The 13,847-nt window shown below is 72.0% G+C and carries 12 protein-coding genes; 4 read left to right on the forward strand and 8 right to left on the reverse strand.

Going from position 1 to position 13,847, the window contains the following annotated elements; translation table 11 throughout:
- Nucleotides 1–32: 32 nt before the first annotated feature.
- Both dnaK and ACWFRJ_RS12400 read right to left on the reverse strand, forming a co-directional pair.
- Nucleotides 33–1,910 (reverse strand): molecular chaperone DnaK, encoded by a 1,878-nt coding sequence (gene dnaK, locus ACWFRJ_RS12395; RefSeq protein ID WP_453527996.1) that lies wholly within the window; start codon nucleotides 1,908–1,910, stop codon nucleotides 33–35.
- A gap of 137 nt (nucleotides 1,911–2,047) precedes the next feature.
- Complete coding sequence (locus ACWFRJ_RS12400; RefSeq protein ID WP_389900772.1) at nucleotides 2,048–2,473, reverse strand: OsmC family peroxiredoxin; 426 nt, start codon at nucleotides 2,471–2,473, stop codon at nucleotides 2,048–2,050.
- 248 nt (nucleotides 2,474–2,721) lie between these two features.
- Between ACWFRJ_RS12400 and ACWFRJ_RS12405 the strand changes: the two genes are divergently transcribed.
- Nucleotides 2,722–4,353 (forward strand): DUF6345 domain-containing protein, encoded by a 1,632-nt coding sequence (locus ACWFRJ_RS12405; RefSeq protein WP_453528000.1) that lies wholly within the window; start codon nucleotides 2,722–2,724, stop codon nucleotides 4,351–4,353.
- A gap of 87 nt (nucleotides 4,354–4,440) precedes the next feature.
- Here the strand turns inward: ACWFRJ_RS12405 and ACWFRJ_RS12410 are convergent, their stop codons facing one another.
- Nucleotides 4,441–6,528 (reverse strand): phage holin family protein, encoded by a 2,088-nt coding sequence (locus tag ACWFRJ_RS12410; protein WP_453528003.1) that lies wholly within the window; start codon nucleotides 6,526–6,528, stop codon nucleotides 4,441–4,443.
- A 78-nt stretch (nucleotides 6,529–6,606) separates the two neighbouring features.
- A complete protein-coding gene (locus ACWFRJ_RS12415; RefSeq protein ID WP_453529595.1) occupies nucleotides 6,607–7,011 on the reverse strand; it encodes a hypothetical protein in 405 nt (134 codons plus the stop codon).
- Between the two features lie 117 nt (nucleotides 7,012–7,128).
- On the opposite strand from ACWFRJ_RS12415, the gene ACWFRJ_RS12420 reads away from it, so the two are divergent.
- On the forward strand, nucleotides 7,129–7,917 hold the full coding sequence (locus ACWFRJ_RS12420; protein WP_453528006.1) for an MBL fold metallo-hydrolase: 789 nt from the start codon (nucleotides 7,129–7,131) through the stop codon (nucleotides 7,915–7,917).
- On the forward strand, nucleotides 7,914–8,531 hold the full coding sequence (locus tag ACWFRJ_RS12425) for a DedA family protein (protein ID WP_453528009.1): 618 nt from the start codon (nucleotides 7,914–7,916) through the stop codon (nucleotides 8,529–8,531). Before ACWFRJ_RS12420 ends, ACWFRJ_RS12425 begins: the two co-directional genes overlap by 4 nt.
- On the opposite strand, the gene ACWFRJ_RS12430 is transcribed toward ACWFRJ_RS12425, so the two are convergent.
- The 3 genes from ACWFRJ_RS12430 to ACWFRJ_RS12440 all read right to left on the reverse strand — a co-directional run bounded on the left by ACWFRJ_RS12430 (nucleotide 8,528) and on the right by ACWFRJ_RS12440 (nucleotide 11,735).
- Nucleotides 8,528–9,565, reverse strand: a complete 1,038-nt coding sequence (locus tag ACWFRJ_RS12430; protein WP_453529598.1) for an MBL fold metallo-hydrolase — start codon at nucleotides 9,563–9,565, stop codon at nucleotides 8,528–8,530. The two genes, ACWFRJ_RS12425 and ACWFRJ_RS12430, sit on opposite strands and share 4 nt — an antisense overlap.
- A gap of 149 nt (nucleotides 9,566–9,714) precedes the next feature.
- Nucleotides 9,715–10,962 (reverse strand): aminotransferase class I/II-fold pyridoxal phosphate-dependent enzyme, encoded by a 1,248-nt coding sequence (locus ACWFRJ_RS12435; RefSeq protein ID WP_453528012.1) that lies wholly within the window; start codon nucleotides 10,960–10,962, stop codon nucleotides 9,715–9,717.
- 26 nt (nucleotides 10,963–10,988) lie between these two features.
- The gene (locus tag ACWFRJ_RS12440; RefSeq protein ID WP_453528015.1) at nucleotides 10,989–11,735 is read right to left on the reverse strand and encodes an ANTAR domain-containing response regulator; all 747 of its coding nucleotides are present in this window, start codon (nucleotides 11,733–11,735) and stop codon (nucleotides 10,989–10,991) included.
- A 124-nt stretch (nucleotides 11,736–11,859) separates the two neighbouring features.
- On the opposite strand from ACWFRJ_RS12440, the gene ACWFRJ_RS12445 reads away from it, so the two are divergent.
- A complete protein-coding gene (locus ACWFRJ_RS12445) occupies nucleotides 11,860–13,038 on the forward strand; it encodes a PAS domain-containing protein (RefSeq protein ID WP_453528018.1) in 1,179 nt (392 codons plus the stop codon).
- On the opposite strand, the gene ACWFRJ_RS12450 is transcribed toward ACWFRJ_RS12445, so the two are convergent.
- A complete protein-coding gene (locus tag ACWFRJ_RS12450) occupies nucleotides 13,035–13,832 on the reverse strand; it encodes an RNA polymerase sigma factor SigF (protein ID WP_453528021.1) in 798 nt (265 codons plus the stop codon). The genes ACWFRJ_RS12445 and ACWFRJ_RS12450 overlap by 4 nt on opposite strands.
- Nucleotides 13,833–13,847: the final 15 nt, after the last annotated feature.

The following is a 13,847-nucleotide window of genomic DNA, read 5'->3' on the forward strand; positions in this document are numbered from 1 at the left end:
GGGTTGATCCCCCGCCGCTGCCGGGGCGGGGGCTAGCCCTGGGAACCCTTCTCCTTGCCCTGATCCCCCGGCTTCTCGTCGTCCACGATCTCGGCGTCCACCACGCCCTCCTCGGCAGAGGCGCCCGGGGCCCCCTGTTCCTGCTGGGCGCCCTCGCCGGAAGCCGCGTACATCGCCTGGCCCATCCGCTGGCTGACGGTCGCCAGTTTCTCCGCAGCCACGCGCAGCGCCGCCGTGTCGTCGGCCTTGTCCTTCAGGAGGGCCTTCAACTCCGTGGCCGCGGACTCCACTTCGGTCCTGGTCTCCGCGGGGATCCGCTCCTCGTTCTCCTGGAGGAACCGCTCCGTCTGGTAGACGAGCTGCTCCGCCTGGTTGCGGGTCTCCGCGGCCTCGCGCCGCTTGCGGTCCTCCTCCGCGTGCTCTTCCGCCTCCCGCACCATGCGGTTGATGTCGTCCTTGGGCAGCGCGGAACCGCCCGTCACCGTCATGCGCTGCTCGCGCCCGGTCGCCTCGTCCTTCGCGGAGACGTGCATGATGCCGTTGGCGTCGATGTCGAAGGTGACCTCGATCTTGGGGACGCCGCGGGGAGCAGGGGGCAGCCCGGTGAGGTCGAAGACGCCCAGCTTCTTGTTGTACGCGGCTATCTCCCGCTCGCCCTGGAAGACCTGGATGCCGACCGACGGCTGGTTGTCCTCTGCTGTCGAGAAGGTCTCCGAACGCCGGGTGGGAATGGTCGTGTTGCGTTCGATGAGCTTGGTCATGATGCCGCCCTTGGTCTCGATCCCGAGAGACAGCGGCGTCACGTCCAGGAGTAGTACGTCCTTCACGTCACCCCTGATCACACCCGCCTGGAGCGCCGCGCCGAGCGCCACCACCTCGTCGGGGTTGACCCCCTTGTGCGGCTCGCTCCCGGTGAGTTCCTTGACCAGGCCGGTCACCGCGGGCATCCGCGTCGAGCCACCCACCAGGATCACGTGGTCGACGGCCGAGAGCTTCACGCCCGCGTCCTTCACCGCCTGGTGGAAGGGGCCGCGACAGCGCTCCAGCAAGTCCGCCGTCAGCTCCTGGAACTGAGCGCGGGTCAGCTTCTCCGCCAGGTGCAGCGGGCCTTCCGCCGACGCGGTGACGTACGGCAGGTTGATGTCCGTCTCGCTCGACGACGACAGCTCGATCTTCGCCTTCTCGGCGGCCTCGCGCAGGCGTTGCAGCGCCATCTTGTCCTTGCCGAGGTCCACCCCGTGCCCGTTCTTGAACTGGCGCACCAGGTGCTCGACGATGCGCTGGTCCCAGTCGTCGCCGCCCAGCTGCGTGTCGCCGTTGGTGGCCTTCACCTCGATGACGCCGTCGCCCATCTCCAGGAGCGAGACGTCGAAGGTGCCGCCGCCCAGGTCGAAGACGAGGACCGTCTGGTCGTCGCCCTTGTCGAGGCCGTACGCGAGGGCCGCGGCCGTCGGTTCGTTGATGATGCGGAGCACCTTCAGGCCCGCGATCTCGCCGGCTTCCTTGGTGGCCTGGCGCTGTGTGTCGTCGAAGTACGCGGGGACGGTGACGACCGCGTCCGTGACGTCCTCGCCCAGATAGGACTCCGCGTCTCGCTTGAGCTTCTGCAGGACGCGGGCGGAGAGCTCCTGGGCGGTGTACCGGGTACCGTCCACGGACCCGTCCTCAGGGAAACGCCAACTGCCGTCGCCCATATAGCGCTTGACGGAGCGTGCGGTGCGCTCCACATTGGTGACCGCCTGCCGCTTGGCGACCTCTCCGACGAGGACGTCGCCGTTCTTCGCGAAGGCGATGACCGAGGGTGTGGTGCGCGCTCCCTCCGCGTTGGCCACGACCGTGGGATCACCGCCCTCCAGGACGGCCACCACCGAGTTCGTCGTACCGAGGTCGATCCCGACTGCACGTGCCATGTCCAGTCCCCTTCCACCGCGAGCCCGTTGACCGACGTACTTCGACCTCCATCACAAAACTTGAGCGGCATATTGTCAATGCCGCATATGGCTGTGCCGCCGCCCCCAGAAGGGACGGCGGCACGGTCCGAACCGCGTCAGGCCAGCTTCGCCGTCAGCGTGATGGTCGTGCCCGTCAGCGCCTGGCTCACGGGGCAGTTCTTCTTGGCGTCCTCGGCGGCGGCGGTGAACGCGGCCTCGTCGATGCCCGGCACCGTGCCCTCGACGGTGAGGTGGATGCCGGTGATGCCGGTACCCGGCTGGAACGTCACGTCGGCGGACGTGACCAGGCGGGTCGGCGGGGTGCCGGCCTGGGCGAGGCCGTTGGAGAAGGCCATGGAGAAGCAGCTGGAGTGCGCGGCGGCGATGAGCTCCTCCGGGCTGGTCTTGCCGTTGGCCTGCTCGGCGCGGGACGGCCAGGACACGGCCTGCTCCCCGATCCCGGAGGAGTCGAAGGTGACGGTGCCGGAGCCCTCCAGCAGGTTGCCTTCCCAGACCGTGTGCGCGGAGCGCGTGGTAGCCACGATGTAGATCCCTTCAGTGCGGTTCCGTGATGCGTTCCGGAACATCCGTGCGCCCATCCGATCACACCCCGGCCCGGAGCACGTGAAGACCGGCCCACGGGTGGCGGTCACTGAGGCGTCCGAGGCGCGACGAGAGCCCAGGTGCGCAGTAGCTATGGCCGGAATGGCAACTGGGCAAGGCAGTCGGGCGGTGACACTTTGAGGCCCCCTCGCGCACGGAACGAGGAGATCACTCAGGGGGTTTGGCCATGCGCATGAACTACTCGGACCGCGGTCCGTCCCCGCTGGAAGGGGCGAAGCCGGGGGCCGCCACTCCACGCGACTCGACGTTCGGCTGGTGGGGAGCCTTCAGCATCCAGAAGTTCGTCAACCAGAACACTCTCTTCCACACCCACGAGGACGCCACCGGGTGGCTGGCGTACCTCCAGCAGTTCTACGACCGCAACTTCTGGTTCGCGGACGCCGGGGCGCAGGTATGGGCGTACGAGGAGACGTACGACAACTGGCAGGACCGGTACGGGATGGACGCGGTGGTCGCCGTGTACCACTCGGGCCACGGCGGTATGGACGGCAACGGCGTCTTCTTCGCGCCACTGGGCGCGGTCTGGGACGGCCGCAGTGACGCGGTGTCCAACCGGATGGCGCTGGGCAACGAGAAGGCGAACTACGTCTTCTGGTCCACCTGCAACTCTCTCAGGGTGCTCGGCGGGCACTCCCCGATCCGCACCTGGGCCGGGCCCAACATCGGCTTCCGCATGATCTTCGGGTTCGAGAGCGTCAGCATCGACAGCCCGGACTACGGAAAGAAGTTCTGGGAGAAGTGGCGGGCCGGGCAGACGTTCACCGACGCCTGGCTGAACGCGAGCTGGGACATCTACAAGGGCCAGGCGCCCTCGGTCGCCGCCGTCGGCAACACCCAGGCCGAGGCCACCGCACGGCTCAACGGCGAGCGCACCCTCTACCGCGAGCACGTGCCGGACAACTGGTACGCGTGGTGCTGGTACTACGCCCGCGACAGCCTCAGGGAGCCGCTGACTCTCGCGCCGAGCAGCCCGCAGATCGTCCAGCTCGCGCCGCGCGACCCCGGCGAGGAGCTCACCAAGCTGGGCCGCATCGCCGACTTCCCGTCGGCGGCGCTGCAAGAGGTGCAGGTCGAGCGGCAGGGCGTGCTCAACGCGACCTCCGGTGACCGGGTCATCTCCACGGCACCGCACGCCGTCCGGTGGGTCAAGCTCGCCGAGGCCAACCACCGCAACCTGCGCCAGCTGCCCACGGAGCGGGCGGTCGAGGCGGCGCGCGCGTTCGCGGAGCAGCACGCCGACGGCGCCGAGCTCGTCGTGGACAGCGTGCACGACCTGATGCAGAACTCCGGGGCGAAGGACGGCTCGGAACTCGGGCAGCCGGTGTCTCTCGAGACCCATGTGACGTTCCGGCAGGTCTTCGACGGCGTACCGGTCATCACGCCCGACCGCGGCATCCTCCGCGTGGTCCTGGACAACGACGCGACCGTCGTCCAGGCGCAGATCTCCACGCGCGAGGCCACCGGCACGACGCGCGAGCCGAGCACCGACATCTCGCCGCCTCCCCAGGGCGGCAAGGCGACGGCGGCGCCGCGGGCACGCGACCCGCGCCAGGCCCTCGCCGCGGCACAGCAGAGGCTGCTGGCCGAGCTCGCCGCCGTCACGGCGGGCGATTCGGGCGGCAAGGGTGCGAAGGCGCAGCAGGAACCGCAGGTCAGGGACGTGCCGGGCACGTTCGACGTCGGCTATGAGATCGAGGGCAACGAGGCCTACCCGGCCGCCCGCAAGCTGATCGAGATCGGCCCGCCCGACGGCATGTTCACCACCCGCCGCTGGGTGGTCGCACCGCTCGCCAGGTAGCGAGCAACCGGGCCCGAGGGGGGAATTCCCGGACCGGCGGGGGTCGGGGAATCAGTGGGTGGCGGTCCGCTCTTCGCGGGCCGCCATTCACGCGTTCAGCGTGCCCTGGGCGGCGCCCCCTCCGGCCAGCGGAACCTCGGGGCCCTGATACTCGCCGAGCCAGCGCCGGAGCACTCCGTGGACGCGCTCGGCGCCGACCAGTTCCTGCCCCTCGCCGACCGGCGCGGAGAGCACGAGGGGCGCGAGGAGGAACGGGTGGGCCTGGTCCCCGCCGAGTCCGCCGTGCGAGCCGATCTGCTCCTCGAAGGCGAGGACTTCGCCGTCCTGGGGGTCGTACCAGGAGTTGACCATGATGTCGGCGACGTGCGGGAAACCGTCCGTGCGGCGCACGGCGTCGGCGGCGCCGGGCCCGAAGTCCGTGAGCGGCCCCAGGTCGCCGGGGTCCTCTTCGAGGTACACCTCGCTGCCGCGCGCGCCCAGGACGACCGCGCCGCGCTCCTGACTGCGTACCAGGAGGAAGCCGATACCCGGGTGGTTGGCGAGGGTGGGCAGGAGCGCCGGGTTGCGCTCGTCGATCTCCTCCCGGGTCATGCGGTGCGGGACGTCGGGGAAGGAGACGAGGCCGAGGTTGCCGGAGGCGAGCACGATGGGCTCCGCCTCACGGGCCGGGCGGTGCTGCCCCGCACCCTCCTCGACGGGGCGGCGCAGCGCGGCGCGCACCGCCGAGCGGGCCTCGGCGCCGCTGTGCGTGCGGCGCGCCTTGCGCGGCACGGGCAGGCCGCAGCCGGCCTTGACGAGGTCGCCGAGAGTGAGGCCGTAGCGGGCGCGGAAGGTCTCGCCCGGGCTCTGGCCGTGGTCGGAGAGGACCACGATGCGGTAGGCGCGGGGCGCGTGTTCGGCGACTTTCGCGATCAGCGCCAGGGACCGGTCGAGCCGCTGGAGCACCTTGTCGGTGTCGCTGCCGCTCGGCCCCGAGTGGTGGGCCACTTCGTCGTACGCGACGAGGTCAGCGTAGACCGCGGTGCGCCCGACGAGCATGTCCCCGACGACCGCCGTGACGACGACATCGCGCTCGACGACGGTCGCGAAGGCGCGGATGAAGGGGTAGAGCCCGCCGCGCCCGATGCGCGGGCGCCGCTTCTTGATCCGGGCGCGGGTCGACTCGCCGATCTCGCGGCCCACCTCGGCGACGAAGGACAGAGCGGTGCGGACGGCGTTGGCGGGATCGGAGAAGTAGGCGAAGTACCCGGCGCGCGAGCGGTTCTCCTTGCCCCGGCGTGCGGCCATGGAGAGCACGAGGGCGATCTGCTCGGCGCCGCCGCTGAAGAGGTTGCCGCGGCTGGCGCCGTCGACGGTGAGGAGACCGCCGTCGCCGGTGTGCTCGATGGCGCGGCGCTGGAGTTCGACGGCGGAAGCGGGCCGGTTGGAGACCATGACCTCGCCGGTGTCCTTCTCGTACCAGCGGAAGGCGGGGACGTCGTGGTTGGAGCCGTGCAGGATGCCGAGCTGGCTCGCCCCGGTCTGGCTCGACCAGTCGGTGCGCCAGGGGGTGAGGCGGTGGCTCGGCTCACCCTCCTGGCCGAGCCAGCCCGCGATCGTCGGCATCAGGCCCTTCTCCGCCGCGGCGCGCAGGACGTCGTGTCCCACGCCGTCGAGCTGGATGAAGACCGTGCCGGGCGGGACGGGGCCGGTCTGTCCTTCGGCACGGCGTCGTCGGCGGCGGCGGTCGGCGAGGCGGTAGAGACGGCGGCGGTAGGCATCGTCGTCGCGGACGGCGAGCGCGCCGCCGGTGGCGGAGGCCACGGCGGACATGACGGCGGCCACGACGACGGCGGTCTCGGGGTTGGCGTCACCTCGGCCGTCGGGGATGAGTCTCAGGGCGAGCAGCAGCAGCGAGCCGTTGAGGAAGAAGGCGAGAAGGCCAAGGACGAGCGCGGGCACGAGCAGCAGGGCCCGTACGAGCAGGGGCCAGACCAGCGAGGAGAGCAGTCCGAAGGCACCGGCGCCCAGGGCGGCCGTGATGGCGATGCGGGTGGCGCTGTCACCGTTGTCGGACTGCAGCTTGAAGTCGGGCAGGATCCCGGCGAGCGCGAGCATGGTGAGCGTACTGACCAACCAGACGGCGACGGAGCGCCACAGAGCACTGCCGACCGCCCGCCATCGCCCTCGCCCCACGCCGCGCCGCCTCACGTTTCATGACAGATCCGGACACCAGCGTGTCACAGGGGGAAGGGGCCGGTGGGCGGGGCCGGGTCAGCGGCCGTCGTACCCGGCTGTCGGCATGGAGAGCCGCCGGTGGACATGGGCCTTCATCACCGCGTCGTACGACGGTTCCGCGAGGCCCGCCGTCTCGATCCGCACGCCGCGCCGCACGCACTCCGCGGTGAACTCGTCCGGCGAGCGCAGCGCCCGGTCGAGGACCCGGCGGCTCGGCACGACGAAGAGGTCCACGAGTCCCTCGTCCACGTCGGCCCAGAGCACGGCGTGGTCGGCGGGCAGCCCGCGGACGACGAGCTCACGGACGACGACGTACCCCCGGGCGGCGGCCCACCGCGTGCACATCGCGTGCTGGCTGCGGGAATCCACCAGGAAGGGGTCGGCTTCCAGTTCCTCAAGGGGTGTCAGGCTGGCGATCGCCGCGACCCGCACCACTCTCACGCTCGTGGCATCTCCCATCGCGTCTCCCTCACCTCTGGCGTCCTCACCACTGGCGTCAGCCGAAGACCCTACTCCTGGCCGTAGGCTCGTAAACAGTCGCGCGAAGGAGGAACCGGAGTGCCGGTGGAGATCACCTGGTGGGGTCATGCCACCTGCACGGTCGAGGATTCGGGGGTGAGGGTGCTCACCGACCCGCTTTTCGCCCCTCGCCTCGCCCATCTGCGCCGGCGCAGAGGCGCGCTCCCCCCGCCCGAGGCCGCCGTGGCCGACGCCGTGCTCCTCTCCCATCTGCACGCCGATCATCTGCATCTGCCCTCCCTGGCGCGGATCGCCCCCGGTACCCGTGTGCTGCTCCCGCGCGGCTCGCGCCGGCATGTGCCGGGGCTCGCGCGCAGGCTCTCCCATCTGCATCTCGTCGAAGTGGTGCCGGGGGACGAGGTGCGGGTCGGCGACCTCGTCGTACGTGTGGTGACGGCGCGGCACGACGGGCGGCGGCTGCCCGTCGGACCGCACGGGACGCCCGCCCTGGGCTTCGTGGTGCGGGGTGAGGCGCGGACGTACTTCGCCGGGGACACCGGGCTCTTCGACTCGATGGCCGAGGAGGTCGGGGACGTCGATGTGGCGCTCCTTCCGGTGGGCGGCTGGGGCCCGTATCTCGGCCATGGTCACCTCGACGCGGGGCGCGCGGCGGTCGCCCTGGCGAGGATCACGCCGCGCAGCGCGGTGCCGGTGCACTACGGGACGTACTGGCCGATCGGCATGGACGCCGTACGGCCGCATGAATTCCATGCTCCGGGCGAGGAGTTCGTGCGCCAGGCGGCGCGGCTCGCGCCCGACGTGGCGGTGCACCGCCTGGGGCACGGCGAGAGCGTGCGTCCCGAGACCTCCAGAGGTGAGCCCCAGTGATCCTCTCCCTGACGGCGCAGGTGACGCCGGAGTCGACGCAGCAGGCGGTCGGCTATCCGTCGTTGTTCCTGCTCATCCTGGTGGGCGCCCTTGTGCCCGTGGTGCCCACGGGCGCCCTTGTCAGCTCGGCCGCGGTGGTCGCCCTGCACCAGACGGCGCCCCTCACGCTGCTCGTGGTGTTCGGGGTGTCCTCGCTCGCCGCGTTCCTCGGGGACATCGCGCTGTACTGGCTCGGCCGGCGCGGAATGCACTCGAAGAACGGCTCGCGCTGGCTCGCGGCGATCCGTGACCGCGCGCCCGAGGAGCGTCTCGCGCAGGCGCAGAGGAAGCTCGCGGAACACGGCGTCATGGTGCTCGTCCTCTCCCGGCTCGTCCCCGCCGGGCGCATTCCGGTGATGCTGGCCTGCCTGATGGCGAAGATGCCGCTGCGCGAGTTCGCCCGCGGGGACGTGCCCGCGTGCCTCGCCTGGGCCCTGACGTACCAGCTGATCGGCATTCTCGGCGGCTCGCTCTTCGACGAGCCGTGGGAGGGCGTGGTGGTGGCGGTCGGTCTGACGGTGCTTGTCAGCACGGCGCCGATGCTGTGGCGCAAGGTCCGGCGGGTCGCGCCCTAGGGCTCCTCGCCGAGCACCCGGGATGCGCCGACCGGAAGGTCCCACAGGTCCTCGCGGGGCAGTCCCGCCTTCTCCCATGCCCCGCGCACCCGGGTCAGCGGTTCGAGGACGGGCTCGCCCGACAGCAGGAACGTCCCCCAGTGCATCGGGGCGAGGCGGCGCGCCCCGACGTCGGCCGCCGCCCGCACCGCCTCCTCCGGATCGCAGTGGACGTCGCTGAGCCACCATCTCGGGTGGTAGGCGCCGATGGGCAGGAGCGCGAGGTCGATGCCGGGATAGCGGGCGCCGATGCGCTCGAACCAGTGGCCGTATCCGGTGTCGCCCGCGAAGTAGACGCGCTGCCCCTCTCCATCGGTGATGACCCACCCGCCCCACAGCGTCCGGCAGGTGTCGACGAGACTCCGCTTGGACCAGTGATGGGCGGGCACGAAGTCGAAGCGCACCCCGGCGAGTTCGGCCGCCTCCCACCAGTCCAGCTCGGCAACCCGGCTGAACCGGCGGCGCGTGAACCACCGGCCGAGCCCGGCGGGCACGAACACGGGGGTGTCCCTGGGGAGGCGGGCGAGGGTCGGGGCGTCCAGGTGGTCGTAGTGGTTGTGGCTGATGACGACCGCGTCGACGCGCGGCAGCGCGCTCCAGGCCACCCCGGGGGGCGTGACACGGGCCGGGGTGCCGAGGATCTTGCGGGACCAGACGGGATCGGTGAGCACGGTGAGCCCGCCGATCCGTACGACCCAGCTCGCGTGCCCGACCCAGGTGACGGCCACGGTGCGGGCGTCCACGCTCGGCAGCGGCCCCGGCTCGAACGGCAGCCGCTGGATGTCGGCGAGGCCCTCGGGAGCGGGCCGCAGGGCCCCCTCCCGCGCGAACCGCGCGAAGGCACGCAGCCCGGGCAACGGCGCGGTGAGCCGATCGGCGAACGACTTCGGCCAGAGGCGGGGGGTGCCGGGGGTGCGGGGTGGGGCGAGGGGGCTTGGGGTCGGTCGGTCCCGATCGAGCGGGGCGGGGGAGTCGGGGGTCGGGAGGCTGCGCACGGCGTGCGTGGATCTGGCGCCTGCGGACCCGGCGTCCGTAGCTCTCGCCTCCGCGGGCACGGTGTCCTGCTCTCCCTGCTCCGCCTGGCCGTCCCGCTCCGTACGGCCGTCCTGCTGCGCCTGCGGCGCCTGCGTCTCCGTCTGTTGCGTCACCGAGGAGGCTCCATTCGCTGTGCCGCTGTGCGGAGATCGCCGAAAGCTGATCCGAGCATGCTCAACGCCCTTTCCACGTGCGGCAGTTCCAGTGCGTCCGGTGCGGTGAGAGACGTCAGGCGCTCCTCGCGGGTTGAGCCGAGGAATGGTCCGGTGGACAGGCGTACGCGCAGTGCCCCCAGTTCGTCGCCGAAACGGTGGCCGCCGGGCGCGGGCATGGCGAGGCGTTCGCCGAGGAAGTCCTCCAGGTCCTGCGAGTCGCCGACGCCGCGCGCGGCGAGGGCCGGGCGGAGCGGGTCGAGGTCCACGTAGAAATGGCGGCCCGCCCGTGGGGGCCGGGCCAGCGCGCCCGCAGCGAGTACCACACGGTGCGCCGCGGCGGCCACGCGTGCGTGCAGGGCCGTCGCACGGGCGAGGCGGCCGGTCACCTCGTCAGGCTCGCCCAGGGCGTACGACGCCACCGCCCCGACCGGCGCCGCCACGCACGCGCCGAGCGCGGTGAGGACGTCCAGGGTGCGGGCCCGCAGCGCGGCGCCCCGCGCGTCGGGAGGGAACCGGGCGACCGCGGCGGGCCAGCCCGGCGGCAGGAAGGCTCCGGAGAGGTCGGTAAGCACCGTGACCCGTTCGGGGGCCATCTCGGCGGGCCCGATGAGCAAGGTGTCGTGCGGCCGGTGCAGGGTGTCGCGCCAGGTCTCGTCGCTGACGATGTGCAGCCCCTCGTCCGCCGCCGCCTCCACCGCTTCGTGCAGCACGTCCGGCGGCGGCACGGTGGCGGTGGGGTCGTCGGCGACGGAGAGCACGAGGAGGCGCGGGGTGCCTCCCTCGGCGCGGATGCGGCGGACGGTCTCCAGGAGGGCGTACGGATCGGGGACGCCGCCGCATTCGGCGGGCGTGGGCACGTGGTACACCGACCGGCCGAGCAGCCGTACCTGCGGCGCCCACCAGGCCGGGCAGGGACGCGGCAGCAGGACGTCACCGCCGCCGAGCGCGGCGGTCAGCGCGAGCAGCAGAGGCGCGGCCCCCGACGCGGCCACGACCTGGCCGCGCTCCACCGGGAGGCCGCGCCGGGCCCAGTAGCCGCTCGCGGCGTCCAGGAGGGCGGGGCTGCCGCCGGGCGGTTCGGCGTGGGCGCGGCCCGCGGCGCCGGCGAGCACGGCGGACAGCTCGGGCAGGACAGGCAGGCCCGCCTCCGGCAGGGGAGGTCCGTACCGGACAGGCCCACGGCCTTCGGATTCCGTCCGCATGAACCCATCGAAACGCGGTGGGCCGCTCAGCGCGCGCGGGAGCCTCCGGCCGAGTGGTTTCCCCCGTCGGCTGCGAGCCCCGCGAGCTCGCGCTCAAGGCCCTTCCCCCGCTTCTCCACGACCGCCGCCGCGACATCGGCCAGCTTGCGGTTCGTGGTCTGGGAGATGCGGCGCAGCATCGTGAAGGCCTTGTCCGCGTCGCAGGTCAGGACATGCATGATGATGCCGCAGGCCTGGTCGACCACGGGGCGGGTGCGCAGGGCCGTACCGAGGTGGTCAAGTTCGGTGAGGGCCGCGCGGTAGCGGCGGTCGCGGACCAGGCCGGTCGTGGCGAGGTCGCCGAGCGCCTGGGCGGGGCCGTGCCTGACGTCGTCCAGGGTGTCGGGGCGGAAGCTGAACAGGGTCAGGGTCACCGTGAGCCCGGCGCACTGGAAGGGGAGCGTGACGCTGGAGCGTACGCCGGAGTCGAGCGCGACGGCGCGGTACTCGGGCCACCGTTCGTCACGCAGCAGGTCACCGCTCTCCACCGGCCCGCCCCGCTCGTGCGCGGCCGGTATGGGTCCCTCGCCCGAACTCAACTGGACGGAGACGAGACCGGCCAGGTCGGGGTGGGTCACCGACGCGGGGCGCTCGCTGCCGCCCTCCGACACGGTCGTCCCCGCGCCGCAGCACGCGGTGGTGCAGCGCACGGCCTGTTCGGCCAGTTCGGAGAGCCTGCGTCCCGGCATGGCCGACTCCGGTCCTGCCAGGTCCGGTTCCGGTAAGAGGGGCATGGTGTTTTCCTCCTCCTTCTCCTTCTCCTTCTTCGCTCTTCTTCCCTCTTCATTCTCCGTGAGTCTCCCCTCCGCCTTCCCTTGAGGCCCCACGAAAAACGGTCGCAACGGATACGTTCAACACATGGCCAAAACGGAGGAGTTCGGTGAAGACATTGCGGATTTCATGCGCCGCGTCACCGAGTTGAAATCAGCCCGCTCCGTACCGACGGACGATCTCGGCACGGTCCTTGACGCGGCGATTTTCGAACTCGACCATGTCACGAGCCGGTTGATGCCCCTCTATGAACAGCTCGCCGCGGACGGCCACCTGGGCGGCGGAGTACCCGACCGGGACGAGCAGCGGCTGCTGCGGGCCCTCTTCCAGCGTCTCCCCCTGCCCGTCGCCCTGATCGACCGGGAGTCGGTGGTCCGGCGGATGAACTTCGCGGCGACGGGCTTCACGGGCGTACGCGCCGGATACGCGACCGGCAGGCCGCTCACCGGATTCCTGCTGCACGCGGACCGGGTCGCGTTCCGCTCGCAGACCGCGGCGGTCGCCCGCGGCGACGGCGACCGCAGCCTCACCGTCCACCTCCAGCGCGATCCGCGCCTCCCGGTCCGCGCGACGCTCACCGCGCTGCGGCCGGGGACGGAGCCGCGCACGGCGGTCCTGGTGGTGCTGCAACCCGGCGCGCACCCCGGCGCTCAGCCAGGCACGCAGCCCACAGGCTCCCGGACAGCGCCGCACGAGGCGCCGGCTCCCGCCCCCGACCTCGTCGAGACGACCCGGCACGCGGCCCGCCTCGACCTCGCGGACGCCATGACCACCGCCCTGCTCACCGCTCCCGCCGGGGACCGCGCGGCCGTACTCGAACGGGCGGCCGGCGTCCTGCACCCGCGGTTCGCGGACTGGGTGATAGCCGACGAGGGCGCCGCGCGACAGCGGCGTACGACCGTCCTGGGACCGCAGGACGCGCCGGTCGACGAGGTCCTCGCGCAGGCACCCGCCGCGTGTCCCCTCGTCGCCGAGGCGGCACGCGGCGGGGCCCCCATGCTCCAGGTCCGTCCGGAGGACCCGGAGGCCTTCGGTTCCGACTCGTCCGGCGCCCCCGTCCTCGTACGCGCGCAGGTGACGTCCCTGCTCTGCGTGCCGCTGAGGGCGCGCTCGGACGGGCCGGTGGAGGGTGTCCTCACGCTGTTCAGGAGTGGTGCGCGGCTCGCCTTCTCGATGGCCGAGGCGCAGGCGGTCGACGTGATGTCACGTCACATCGCGCTGGCCATGACCCGCCGGACGGGCACCCGGGTCCCCGGCGGCGACTAGGCGGCGTCCTGCATGACCTGGTCGCGAAGGCGGTCGCAGCAGCGGCTGATCAGGCGGGAGACGTGCATCTGGGAGATGCCGAGCTGCTCGGCGATGCGGCCCTGCGTCATGTCGCCGAAGAACCGCATGTAGAGGATGTCGCGTTCCCGCTCGGGCAGCGCCGCGATGCGCGGCTTGACGGCCTCGCGGTCGATGACGACATCGAGCGCGGGGTCGGGCGCGCCGAGTGCGTCCCGCAGCGCGTATCCGTCCTCGCTGCCCGGGAGTTCGGCGTCCAGGGAGAGCGCGGTGAAGCTTTCGAGCGCCTCGAGTCCGGCGGTCGCGTCCTCCTGGGACAGCTGCGCCTTCTCGGCGATCTCGGCGAGGGTCGGTGCGCGCCCGGGGACGGTCTGCGTCAGCTCCTGGCGGGCGAACCGGACCCGGTTGCGCAAGTCCTGTACACGGCGCGGCACATGGAGGCTCCACATGTGATCACGGAAGTGACGCTTGATCTCACCGGTGACGGTCGGCACGGCGTAGCTCTCGAAGGCGCTTCCGCGCTCGGGGTCGTACCGGTCGACGGCCTTGACCAGACCGAGGGCCGCGACCTGACGCAAGTCGTCAAGCGCTTCGCCGCGGTTGCGGAACCGACCCGCGAGCCGCTCGGCCATCGGCAGCCAGGCCTTGACCAACTCCTGTCGCAGTGCGTCACGCTCGGGACCGTGCGGCATCTCGGTGAGCCTGCGGAAGGCGGCTGCGGTGTCGGGGGCGTCGTCGTGCGGATGGCGCTTCGTCTGTCGCGCGTCGGATCGCATGATGCCTCGCAACTC

This window comes from Streptomyces sp. NPDC055239, assembly GCF_053606205.1.

What these genes read in the sequence shown, in the direction of transcription:
- dnaK (WP_453527996.1), bottom strand. Translation starts at nt 1,910, where the DNA reads ATGGCACGTGCAGTCGGGATCGACCTCGGTACGACGAACTCGGTGGTG.
- ACWFRJ_RS12405 (WP_453528000.1), top strand. Translation starts at nt 2,722, where the DNA reads ATGCGCATGAACTACTCGGACCGCGGTCCGTCCCCGCTGGAAGGGGCG.
- ACWFRJ_RS12435 (WP_453528012.1), bottom strand. Translation starts at nt 10,962, where the DNA reads ATGCGGACGGAATCCGAAGGCCGTGGGCCTGTCCGGTACGGACCTCCC.
- ACWFRJ_RS12440 (WP_453528015.1), bottom strand. Translation starts at nt 11,735, where the DNA reads ATGCCCCTCTTACCGGAACCGGACCTGGCAGGACCGGAGTCGGCCATG.
- ACWFRJ_RS12445 (WP_453528018.1), top strand. Translation starts at nt 11,860, where the DNA reads ATGGCCAAAACGGAGGAGTTCGGTGAAGACATTGCGGATTTCATGCGC.
- ACWFRJ_RS12450 (WP_453528021.1), bottom strand. Translation starts at nt 13,832, where the DNA reads ATGCGATCCGACGCGCGACAGACGAAGCGCCATCCGCACGACGACGCC.